This window comes from Pelovirga sp., assembly GCF_059864205.1.
In genome coordinates, this window is sequence record NZ_JCBCBS010000012.1 from 1 (window position 1) to 11455 (window position 11455).

Genomic DNA, 11455 nt, shown 5'->3' on the forward strand with positions numbered 1-11455 from the left:
AGGTCTCAAACCAGAACAGCCCGGCAGGTGATCCTCTCCAGGCGGTAACGGTCGGAAACTGGCAACAGCTCAAGGTGTCGGCAACTTAATTTTATATTTCACTGGAACCCCTCCCCCCTCGGCGGCAGCAGGTGAAAAGAAACCGGCAAAGGTCATGCCGAAACCGGGCGGGCGCTTCCGGTCATCACAGAATGACCTTTGTGACCTTTGGTTTTCAAAGGTCACAGCAATTTTCTTAATAATTTTAAGGCTCCGTGACCTTATGACCTTTGTGACCTTTCTTTTTATTTAAGTAAAAAAAGGGGTGTACTGTATAAGGCAGGTGTCATGCTTTTTGTCATGTATTCAAAGCAAAGACAGTCAAGATAATCATTGACAGGAAAACGGCAAGGCTGATAAATTCGCGGCCTGTCAAAGTAGTGAAACCAGCGGCAAGACCCTGAAAACAAAAGAATCGTTCTGGCAGTCAAAAGGTCCGCGGTTCGATCCCGCGTAGCTCCACCATTAAAAGTAAAAAGGGTCAGCTTTGGTGCTGGCCCTTTTTTTGTTTTTTTATTTCTACCACGCATCCTGTGCTGACCATGAAAACCTTAAGCTTCTCCCTGACAACCTTCGATCCCCTGGCACTCTACCTGAGCTGTGTCCCGGACGGCCCCGGCCTGCTTGAATCCCTCAACCCCCTGCCTAAGACCGGGCGCTATTCCATTGTTCCCTTGCGCCGGCAGGAACAATACCACCTCAGCAACAATCAGCTGCACTGGCGCTGCCCCAAAGGCCACCGCGGCAGCTCAGATCAACCCCTAATAACCCTGGCCCGGATTCTGGCCGAACGCCGCTGCCCAATCGCCCCGGAGACCCCCTTCCCCGGCGGTTTTTTCGGCTTTTTCAGCTACGATCTGGCCAGACAGATTGAAGACTTGCCGTACTGCGCAAGCCGTGATCAGCCCCTGGCCGATCTGTATCTGGCCTGGGTCGATGTGACGGCTACTTACGATCACCACCAACAATTGCTGACTCTGGCTACCCTTGATGACAGTGTCGATCTTGATTACTGGCAGGAGCAGCTGATGCTTTCTCAACAGAGTCCACCACCGGAAACTCCTTTGTACCTGCGCCAGGCACCTCAGGGAGTCATGACGGAACAGGAATTTATTACCGGGGTCAAACGCGCCAAGGATTATATCGCCGCCGGTGATATTTACCAGGTCAACCTCTCCTGCCGTTTTGATGCCGCCATCGACGGATCTGCCGGCGAGCTGTACCGGCGCCTCCGGCAGATCAACCCCTCACCCTTTGCCTGTCTGCTCACGTTTGACGATGTTGAGATCATTTCCAGCTCGCCGGAACGTCTGGTGTCGCTGCGTGACGGCAGCGCCCAGACCCGTCCCATCGCCGGCACCCGCCCGCGCGGCTTCACCCCGCCGGAAGATCATCAACTCGGCAAGGAACTCCTCGGTCACCCCAAGGAGCGGGCGGAACACATCATGCTCCTCGATCTTGAACGTAATGATCTGGGCAAAGTCTGCCAAAGTGGCTCGGTGGTAGTCGATGAGCTGATGGTGCTCGAGCGCTATTCCCATGTCACCCACATTGTCTCCAATGTCAGTGGCCGGTTACGTCCCGATTGCACCGCCGTTGACCTGCTCAGGGCAACCTTCCCCGGCGGCACCATCACCGGCGTACCGAAAAAACGCTGTATGGAGATCATTGATGAGCTCGAACCGGTGGGGCGTGGCAGCTATACCGGCAGCGCCGGCTACATCAGCGCCTGCGGCAGCATGGATCTGAACATCCTGATCCGGGGTTTTCAACGTATCGGTAATCACTTGAGCTATCAGACCGGCGCCGGGATTGTCGCTGACTCGGTACCTGAACGGGAATGGCAGGAGTGTCTGGACAAAGGCAAGGCCCTGTCTGCCCTGCTCCACAGCCTGGAGAGGTGATTCATGCTGGTTTGTTTTAACGGACAATTTATCCCGCAGGAAGAAGCCCGGGTGGCTGTCAATGATGGTTCTTTGCTCTATGGCGACAGCCTTTTTGAAACGTTCAAGGCGCGCCGGCAGCAGATCCTGTTCCGCGATCAGCATCTGGAGCGGATAGAGCGGTCAGCGCAATTGCTGGAATTTCCCTGTCCGCGGGCACAGATCGAATCCGCCTGCGATGAATTGTCTGAACGCCTGACAGCTCCGGTCTCCCGCATCCGCCTGACATTAAGCCGGGGGCCATACCAGGGTCTTCTGTACCCTGCTGCCGGCCAGAGCTGGTTTCTACTTACGGCAACACCTTATGACGAAAGCAATGAGCGTCGTCACGAACAAGGGATCAGCTGCTGTCTGGCCCCCAACCAGCGCGTTAATCCTTTTTCCCATCTGCCTCAATGTAAACACGGCAATTACGCCGACTGCCTCTATGCCCGTAACCATGCCCATCGCCAACAGGCCGATGAAGCTCTGTTTATCGATCACCGCGGCAACCTTCTCGAAGGAGCGACCAGCAACATCTTTGCCGTCATCGACAACCAGCTTGTTACCCCACCCCTCGGCAATCTGGTACTGAACGGTATCATGCGCCAACAGGTAATCGAATCAGCCAAAGAGCTTGGCATGCCCTGCATTGAGCGTCCTCTGTCCTTGCCTGAAGCCATGAGCGCCAGCGAAGTCTTTACCTGCAACTCCCTGATCGATCTGGTTCCAGTCAACGAAATTGCCGGCAAGACGATTAACCGGGGAGAATACTGGAAAGACCTCGACAAATGCATTTCCCTGCGCATAGACCCTTGACAAACAGATCCTGCTCACTATAATCGTCGAACCATGCCGAAGTGGTGGAATTGGTAGACACGTCGGTCTCAAACACCGATGGCGCGAGCCGTGCCGGTTCGATTCCGGCCTTCGGTACCATTTACACAAAAAAGCCCCCGCTTCGTCGGGGGCTTTTTTGTTGTCTTCAATCATCCATAGCCGCCCACATAAGTCTATTTTTTCTATTTATTACAAGTACTTGTAAATATTTCCGCATTTCGATACAATCAAATCAGCTCGCCACACTCATCCCAAATTCTCCACAGGGAATCACGGGCAGCCAATTATTTTAGGGGTACTTTTAAGGGGTACCCCTATCAGAACAAGCCAATAGGTACCCCTAAAAAGGAGTTCAACATGGCTCGGCTAACCAAACCTCTGACGGCAACAGAAGTCAAAAATGCCAAACCTGCAGACAAGCAATACAAGCTTTTCGATGGGAATGGTCTTTTCTTGCTAGTAAAACCTGGCGGCAGCAAAGGCTGGCGGCTGAAATACAACTTCGCTGGCAAGGAGAAACTTCTCCCTTTCGGTCCCTACCCTACAGTCAGCCTTGCCGATGCCCGGGATAAGCGAGAAAAAGCCCTGAAGCAACTCGACAAGGGGATTGACCCGTCCCTGGCAAAAAAGGCTGAAAAACTCGCCATTGAGGCACTCCAGGTCAACACATTTCGGAAGCTTGCCGAGGAATGGTTCAGCAAACAGGACACCCTCGCTGATACGACCAAATACCTCTTCAGGCGCAGGCTTGAGCTTGATATCTACCCCGCAATTGGCACCTTTCCGGTCAGTGAGCTTACCCCCCGCATGATCCTTGAAGGGGTATTCCGCCCGATGGAAGATCGCGGCGTTGGCGAAATGACCCACCGAACCAAGAGCCTCCTCTCTCGAATTTTCCGCTATGGCGTTTCCTGCGGATATATCAAACGAGACATTACCGTAGACCTCAAGGGCGCACTGAAGCCCATCAAGAAACAACATCACGCAGCCATCACTGAACCGGAAAAAGTTGGACAGCTGCTTCGGGCCATCTATGAATATGATGGTTCCTTCGTCGTGAAGTGTGCCTTAAAATTGGCTCCGCTCTTCTTTGTCCGTCCGGGTGAATTACGATTTGCTGAATGGTCCGAATTTGACTTCAATAACGCCCTATGGACGATCCCTGCCGAGAAAATGAAGATGAATGAATCGCATATCGTTCCCCTGTCTACCCAGGCCCTTGGCATCCTCCGGGAACTTCAGCCTGCAACAGAACGCAGTGCATATCTGTTCCCTTCGCACCGCTCCAACACAAGGCCACTTAGCAATAATGCAATCAATGCCGCCTTGCGTCGTATGGGTTACGAAAAGAATGAAATGACCGGGCACGGGTTCAGGGCCCTGGCCAGGACCCTATTGGACGAGGTGCTGGAAATTCGGATCGATTTTGTCGAGCACCAGCTGGCGCACACCGTCAAAGATCCTTTGGGCAGGGCCTACAACCGCACAACCCACCTTAAGCAACGCAAGAAAATGATGCAGACCTGGTCTGATTATCTTGATGAATTACGCAGAAGCAGCAAAGACGGAGTCACTGGGAACAACTATTAGCACCCAACCCTTCTCACGAATAGGGAGGCAATCATGGCGGACTGGAAAGATTTCGAAAGTGCCGAGGGCTATCACAACTTTAATAAGGTAGCACGGGTGGTCATGCTAATGCAGAAGGCGCCAAAGTACTGTTATTTCGTTGCATTTTTCTGCACAGGCATGGCTCTTCTATTCAACAGATAGGCGATTCTCTCCTCACACCCACCCGGAACAAAGAACCTCGGCCTGCTTAAGCACCAGGTCGACGGCAGCCTCCTGCCGATCCGGCGGATATTTCCATTTGCGCAAGCAGCGCCGCACCAGGTTACGCAGCTTGGCGCGCACGCTATCACGCACCTGCCAGTCGACCGAAGTACTGGCTCGCAGCTTCTCGGTGATTTCAACCGCAATCTGTTTGAGAATATCGTCACCTAATTCACGGACCGCGCTCTCGTTGTCAGCCAGTGCATCGTAAAAAGCGACCTCATCAGGATTGAGGCCAAGGGCTTCATCACGCTTGAGAGACTCCTGGAAATCCTTGGCCATCTGGATCAGCTCATCGATAACCTGGGCGGTTTCGATAGCACGGGCGTGGTAGCGGTTCAGTGTAGCCAGCAGGCGCTCACTGAACTTCTGTTCCAGTACCACGTTGTTGAGCGTCCTCGCCTTGATCGTGTCGCGCAGCAGCTTCTCCAGCAGTTCCAGCGCCAGGTTGCGGCTCTTCATATTTCGGACATCATCGAGAAACTCATCGGAGAGGAGCGCGATATTTGGCTTATCGAGCCCGGCCAAGGCGAAAACATCGGCAACCCCTTCAGCGATCACCGCGTTGTCGAGGATCTGCTTGAGGGCGCTGTTCTTCTGTTCTTCGATCAGCTTGCTGTCAACAGTGGTGTGCTTCACGATCGCGGCACGAATCGCGGCAAAGAAGGCAATCTCCTTGCGCAGCGGTTCAGCCTCCTCGAGGGTTCCGCACAAGGAGAAAGCGCGGGTGATGGCAGCCATAGCATCGAGGAAACGTTTCTTGCCATCCTCGACGCCGAGGATGTGGTTGGCGGCTAATACCAGGATCTGATGCGCCCTGGTCTGGTAGTCGCTGTAATCGAAGCCGTGAAACATCCCCCTTACCACATCAAGTTTTTCCAGGAGAATTGCCAGTGCTTCTTCTGCCTGTAGCGTTGGTGCCCCCTTCCCTTGCGCGTTGACGTAGACCTTGAGTGCCTGCTTCAGCTCATTGGCGATACCGATGTAATCAACCACCAGTCCGCCAGGCTTGTCCTTGAAGACCCGATTGACCCGGGCAATGGCCTGCATCAGGTTATGGCCGCGCATCGGCTTGTCGACGTACATGGTGTGGCAGATTGGGCAGTCGAAGCCAGTCAGCCACATGTCGCGTACAATCACCAGCCTCAGATCATCTTTCGCATCCTTGAACCGACGCTCCAAGCGCTTTTTGGTCACCTTATTGTAAATATGTGGCTGCAGCAGCGGCCGATCGGCAGCGGAGCCGGTCATGACGATCTTGATCGCCCCCTTTTCCGGATCGGCGTCATGCCACTCAGGTCTGAGCTTGATGATTTCATTGTAGAGCAGCGCACAGATTTCACGGCTCATACAAACGATCATTCCCTTGCCATCAACGACCGCCGTGCGTGCTTCGAAGTGCTTTACCAGATCCTCGGCCACCTGTTGCAGACGCGGTTCGGCCCCCACCAGTTTTTCCAGCGCTGCCCACTTGCTCTTGGTGCGTTCACGAAGAGAGACATCCTCCTCATCCTCGATCACCTCATCGACCTCGTCGTTCAGTTCCTCGATAGCCGCCTTGTTGATATCGAGTTTGGCCAGGCGCGACTCAAAGTAGATCGGCACCGTCGCTCCATCTTCGACGGCATCCTGAATGTCATAGATGCTGACGTAATCACCGAACACCGCGCGGGTGTCTTTATCTTCCGTCGAGATCGGCGTGCCGGTGAAACCGATAAAAGAGGCATTGGGGATAGCGTCACGCATGTGCTTGGCGTAACCGTAGATGTATTGACCGGTTTTGGTATCGAGTCGGGCCTTGAAGCCGTACTGGCTACGATGCGCTTCATCGCTGATAACAACGATGTTGCCGCGGCCACTCAAGGCTGGATGCGTTTCTTCATCGTTGATCAGGGAGAACTTCTGCACCGTGGTGAAGATGATGCCGCCCGACTGCCGAGATTCCAGCAGTTCGCGCAGTTCTTCGCGACTGTCGGCCTGCACCGGAGTCTGGCGCAACAGCTCCTGTGCGTTGCAGAAAGTGCCGAAAAGCTGACCGTCAAGGTCATTGCGATCAGTGACAACAACGATAGTCGGGTTGTTCATCTCCGGCTGCTGCAGCAGCTTCCCCGCATAGCAGCACATGGTGATGCTCTTCCCCGAACCCTGGGTGTGCCAGACCACTCCGGCCTTGCGTGACCCGGGCTGCACCTCTTTCCCCCAAGTGGCGCGTTGGTCGGAGATTTCATGTACCCGAGCGGGGGCCGAGGCGATCAGCGTCACCCGCACCGCCTCGCGCACGGCATGAAACTGATGGTAACCGGCAATCTTCTTGATCACGCTGCCATCATCCTGCTCAAAGAGGATGAAGTAGCGCAGATAGTCGAGAAGCAGCTCGCGGTCAAAGAAGCCTTTGACCACCTTCTCCAGCTCATATTCGAGCAGCGGCTTATCATCCTCGTTGCGCAGGGTGCGCCAGGGGAGAAAGCGCTCCTTGTTGGCGGTCAGCGAACCAATGCGCGCCGTCAAGCCGTCAGAAACCACCAGCGCCTCGTTGCAGACAAACAGATCGGGAATTTCGTCCTTATAGGTCTGCAGTTGACCATAAGCCTTCCAGACGTCGGCATTGATATCGGCGGGGTTCTTCAATTCAACTACCGATATTGGCAGGCCGTTGATAAACACGACGATATCGGGGCGGCGCAGCTGCTTGCTCCCCTGCACGGTGAACTGATTAACGACCAGAAACTGGTTGCGCTCAACAATGTGAAAGTCGATCATCTGGACATGGTCGGTTATTGTTTCGTCGCCATCGCGATATTCGACCGGAACGCCTTCGAGAAGAAACTTATGGAACGCACGGTTGTTGTGGATCAGCACCGGGGATTGGGGTTTGCTGATGGCTTCGGCGGCTTCTTCGAGGATTACCAGCGGGATATGTGGATTTATCCTTTGCAGAGCGGTGAGCAGGCGGCCGGTCAGGACAACTTGTTGGTAGTCGCTACGTTCTGGCATGTCGCCATCAAAGGCAATGTCGGGGCCGTAGGCGTATTCGTAACCACCTGCACAGAACCAGTCAAGGCAGAGTTGTTCAAGCTGGTCTTCGGTTATCATGAGGCCATCCCGTTGATTTCATCTTCCAGCGCCTGCAAGACTGACATGATCTCCTCAATATCCGGATAGTTACCGAAGATCATGTTTCCCATCGCCCGATAATCGTTGCGGACTGTTGCCAATACATGCGCCTTGGGAACCAGCTTGAGTGTCCCGGGCACGGCGAGGTCGTAACGAGCCCAGCTGCGTGGGTAGAAACGCTGTTTGAACTCGACAACATCACGAAGCAGATCGAGGTTCGCCAGCGCAGCATCTTTAATTGTGGATGCCGCCATCTGTGCCAGATCGTAATAGTGGCGCGAATTGCGCGGCGGTTGCGCGTTCCCCTCGGGGCGATGCGCCTCGTGATGCAGAATCGTCGCCTTTTCCCAGAAGGTCCGCTCGGCTTTAATCGCCTTCACCGGGCAGTCGGCCCGGTGGAAAAGATCGGGGAATACCTCGGCAGCATAGGGCCGAATGATGTACTTATCGAACGGTAACCAGGATGCCAGCGGCCCGATCTCCAGCCTCACCTCCGGGCGCAGATAGGTATCGCTGAACGCCGCCGGATATAGCACATTCAGCGTGTTCGGATCGTCATGATCAAGGTCACAGGTACAAACCGGCGCCAAAACACCTTTGACTGTTTCCAGCAGCTCACCAGCAATATAGGCCTGGCCGCGTTCGTTGATCTCCTTATTGAGCTTGGCCTGTTTTGCCTTGGACCGGTCCGCCTCCGGATCTTCTCCAGCCACAAGGTTCCAGTCGAGGATCAGGTCAATGTCTTCCGAAAAGCGTTCGATCAATCCGAAAACCTTGGAGAGGCTGGTTCCGCCCTTGAACATCAGAATGCGCGATAGCTCCGGATGAGCAAACAGCTTATCCAGCGTCCAGGTGACCCAGAAATCCTTCTCGGCAATCGCCGGCGTCATCCCTTTGCGGGCCGCAGTTTCTGTAAACAGTTCGCTACGCTCTGCTTGCGACAGCCGTGCAACCTTGTCCATTTACCCCTCCCGGCAAATCTGCTTCATGGCATCGTAAACCCAACCGGTGACGGTTTTGGTTTCCTGTAAAATCTTCCCGTACTTCTCCGGCGCAATCTGCTTGCGAATTTTTTCAATCACCTCGGGAGTGATCCGTTCCTTGCCCAGCGCCTTTAGCGCCTGAACAATCAGCCCACTCTCGCGCTGCTTGAAACCGATCTCCTTCAATGCTGTTTTCTTGAATTCCAATTGATAACTGAGGATGGAATACTTGCGGTTCGGGCCATCAGACAGATAGATAAACTTTCCAGGGATCTGGGTCGACAACCCGAGCAGGTTCAGAGCCGCGTCACCCGAGGGAAGAATGCGCCAGTTAAACTTACGGGCGAAGGCTTGCGCTACCTGATCATGATCGGGGCTTAACACCTGCCCGAGCAGTTCGCTGTATTTCGGGTAGTCGTACATCCCCCGGCAGATGCGGCGAATTTTTCCCTCTTTTGCCAAGGTGGATAAAGCCTTATCGATATTTATGCTCCCAAATTCGGCGCTAAAATCTTTCGAAAAAAATGCCCAACCCTTTCCGTGGCCATAAATTCTTGAAAGAATTTTGTTATCAATAGATTGCATATTTTTTTCTCTGTGTTTTTTTCAGAAAAACATATCACTTTTTCTGAAATTTTGCGCCAAGTTTTCGTTAACCATATTAGCGCAAAGAAACGACTACCCAAATCAAGGGATGGGATTGTCTGACCGGCTTAAGATTTCAGGGATAGCGCCGGGGCCTTTGTTTACGCGGAAACCTCCCCAGCATCATTCTCCTGCAACTCCTTCAAAGTTCTTCCCTGCTCATCCTTCCAATCGATGCGACCGTTGGAGCTGCGACCGAGTACAACAGCCGCCGCCGTGGATGGCGATTTGAAGGCATAGTCCTGGGTGAACCTGTAGTTGCCGTTGTCGGTTTGCAGCACGCCGTTGCTGATCAGCTCCAGGCGCAGGTCATACATCCCCCGCACATGCTGTTGCATCGAAGGAACAGTTTCACCGGCGGCCTGTGAACCGGCCTTGACGACAAACCCCTGGGTAGCCTCATATCCACTGGCAGAAATGCCTTTCCCCCTGCAGGTTAGCAACGCCGTCTTCGTCTCCGCCACATGAGTCGATACCTGCTCAAAAGCATGAACCCCCAGCACCGGCAGCATGCCGAGCATGTTGTCGAGAAAAACTTGCATATCGGCACGGTCAGCTTCGGAGAGGGTCGGCTCTGTCGGCTGGTTACCGTTGTCGAGCGTCATGCGCTTGGCTGCCTTGGCCAGTTGGATCAGCCGTGTTTCGAGTAACTGCACATGGGCCTTATTGAGCTGACCCTGTCCAGCGACGAAAAAGACCGCGTGGGTCCAAAAGTCCTTTTTGGCGTAATGAGATTCAAGGCGATCACGCACCGGGTCACCCTCGCCGATGTAGAGTTTTTCACCTTCACCGTCGTCGCGGGGGCCGAGAAGCAGGTAGACGCCGGTCTGGTTGAATTCGTCGCGCTTCTTGATCAACGGCAACAGAGTGCGGGGGAAGACCACCGCCTTGCCGATCCAGTTGGAGCGTTCCACCAGGCGCAGACCGTCGGGGTCGCCGTCGACGACGAAGATGCGGAGGGAGAAGGGGGGTGTGGCATCCATGTCATAGACTCCCGGGCTACTCATGTTCACCTTGCTGCTCAATCCCTAATGCGAAATATTCATTTCTGACCAACCTTTGCCGACGCCAGTCACGATAACTCGAATAGACTTTTAAAGGCTTAAGATCCCAAAAAGTACCTGCCAAACGCAGCAAACCACTGACGCCAGCAATTGATAGCAATAACCCGCCAAGTTCGCTTTGATTTGTAAGTTTGATAACTCCAACAGCTGCAATGGCACCCTGCGAGATCCAAATCAAAATTGAGAGTAATGTAGCCTCTCTTTTTGCGGTCTTGTCACAACGCCAGTAAATTCTTTCCTTAATTGATTCGTTCCGTGACGACGCCTCTTGGAATTTTCTCTCTGCTTCTCCTCTTGCCTGTTCAGTTAAGTTCAATTTCTGGGATTCTTCTTTTTTAATGTCCGAGACAACACGTTTCAATGTCTCAGTAATTCTTTCCTCAGTGAGTGCGGTGTCTTCACCAAGGGTTAACTTCATCAACTCTTCTTGGACGTGTTGACTGCTTCTTAAGATTTGATGATCACGAGGGGTAATTTTGCCACTTTTTTGGAGCTTATCCGTCTCTGATAAAAATTTCTCCCAGAACTCACCGGTAGGTCTTAATGCTGCATATGCAAAAGCAAGAATCTCTTTGCGAGGCAATGAAGGCGCCCCCTGCGGAGCCTTAAGCCAAGCAGTGTTGGCCAAACTAAAATCAGTGATGACAGTTGAAACTTCACGCGATTGTTCAATGTTTTTTCCGTATTCATAGGCAGCCCTGGAAAATCCATCATTATTCGTCACGAAGACGGCTCTAGCTTTTTCTACTGTATGCGGACAAAATCCTTTGCGTAAAACGTAGATGCTCCTCACTGAATTTATGTCATAGTCACGAGCTCTTGGATTGTAATAATAGACCTCATCATTTAAGACATCTGCAAAAGAACTTTCATCTATCTGTAATTCATTTATATACATAGGGGTTGGATATGTTTCAATTTTTGCTTCAGCCAGTAGTTCAACGGCCTTTTGTCCAACAAGCAAAATATCTGACCGTGTTACACCAGACATCCTTGCTTCATATACGATTGCTCC

The 11455-nt window shown here is 53.1% G+C and carries 8 protein-coding genes and 1 tRNA gene; 4 read left to right on the forward strand and 5 right to left on the reverse strand.

Going from position 1 to position 11455, the window contains the following annotated elements:
- Window positions 1–581 precede the first annotated feature (581 nt).
- The 4 genes from AC6F7T_RS00940 (at window position 582) to AC6F7T_RS00955 (ending at window position 4391) form a co-directional block, all read left to right on the forward strand.
- Window positions 582–1943, forward strand: coding sequence for a chorismate-binding protein (locus AC6F7T_RS00940; RefSeq protein WP_500716077.1), 1362 nt, complete (start codon window positions 582–584; stop codon window positions 1941–1943).
- Between the two features lie 3 nt (window positions 1944–1946).
- Window positions 1947–2780, forward strand: a complete 834-nt coding sequence (locus tag AC6F7T_RS00945) for an aminotransferase class IV (RefSeq protein ID WP_500716078.1) — start codon at window positions 1947–1949, stop codon at window positions 2778–2780.
- A 35-nt stretch (window positions 2781–2815) separates the two neighbouring features.
- Window positions 2816–2900: transfer RNA gene (locus tag AC6F7T_RS00950), tRNA-Leu, on the forward strand.
- Window positions 2901–3158: 258 nt separating this feature from the next.
- The gene (locus AC6F7T_RS00955; protein WP_500716081.1) at window positions 3159–4391 is read left to right on the forward strand and encodes an integrase arm-type DNA-binding domain-containing protein; all 1233 of its coding nucleotides are present in this window, start codon (window positions 3159–3161) and stop codon (window positions 4389–4391) included.
- 195 nt (window positions 4392–4586) lie between these two features.
- Here AC6F7T_RS00955 and AC6F7T_RS00960 read toward each other — a convergent pair whose 3' ends face one another.
- The 5 genes from AC6F7T_RS00960 to AC6F7T_RS00980 all read right to left on the reverse strand — a co-directional run.
- Entirely contained in the window at window positions 4587–7727 is a 3141-nt protein-coding gene (locus AC6F7T_RS00960) for an HsdR family type I site-specific deoxyribonuclease (protein WP_500716082.1), read from the reverse strand.
- Window positions 7724–8710: a nucleotidyl transferase AbiEii/AbiGii toxin family protein gene (locus AC6F7T_RS00965; RefSeq protein ID WP_500716083.1), complete on the reverse strand. Its 987-nt coding sequence runs from the start codon at window positions 8708–8710 to the stop codon at window positions 7724–7726. Before AC6F7T_RS00965 ends, AC6F7T_RS00960 begins: the two co-directional genes overlap by 4 nt.
- Window positions 8711–9316 carry a DUF6088 family protein gene (locus AC6F7T_RS00970; RefSeq protein ID WP_500716084.1) on the reverse strand — a complete coding sequence of 202 codons (606 nt, stop codon included), beginning with the start codon at window positions 9314–9316 and terminating at the stop codon, window positions 8711–8713.
- Between the two features lie 161 nt (window positions 9317–9477).
- Window positions 9478–10383: a DUF4357 domain-containing protein gene (locus AC6F7T_RS00975; protein ID WP_500716085.1), complete on the reverse strand. Its 906-nt coding sequence runs from the start codon at window positions 10381–10383 to the stop codon at window positions 9478–9480.
- A partial coding sequence (locus AC6F7T_RS00980) for a hypothetical protein (protein ID WP_500716086.1) occupies window positions 10376–11455 on the reverse strand: 1080 nt, incomplete at its 5' end. The genes AC6F7T_RS00980 and AC6F7T_RS00975, both read right to left, overlap by 8 nt.

Excerpts from the sequence above, each read along its gene's own strand:
- AC6F7T_RS00940 (WP_500716077.1), top strand. The coding sequence starts at position 582 with ATGAAAACCTTAAGCTTCTCCCTGACAACCTTCGATCCCCTGGCACTC.
- AC6F7T_RS00945 (WP_500716078.1), top strand. The coding sequence starts at position 1,947 with ATGCTGGTTTGTTTTAACGGACAATTTATCCCGCAGGAAGAAGCCCGG.
- AC6F7T_RS00955 (WP_500716081.1), top strand. The coding sequence starts at position 3,159 with ATGGCTCGGCTAACCAAACCTCTGACGGCAACAGAAGTCAAAAATGCC.
- AC6F7T_RS00960 (WP_500716082.1), bottom strand. The coding sequence starts at position 7,727 with ATGATAACCGAAGACCAGCTTGAACAACTCTGCCTTGACTGGTTCTGT.
- AC6F7T_RS00965 (WP_500716083.1), bottom strand. The coding sequence starts at position 8,710 with ATGGACAAGGTTGCACGGCTGTCGCAAGCAGAGCGTAGCGAACTGTTT.
- AC6F7T_RS00970 (WP_500716084.1), bottom strand. The coding sequence starts at position 9,316 with ATGCAATCTATTGATAACAAAATTCTTTCAAGAATTTATGGCCACGGA.
- AC6F7T_RS00975 (WP_500716085.1), bottom strand. The coding sequence starts at position 10,383 with ATGAGTAGCCCGGGAGTCTATGACATGGATGCCACACCCCCCTTCTCC.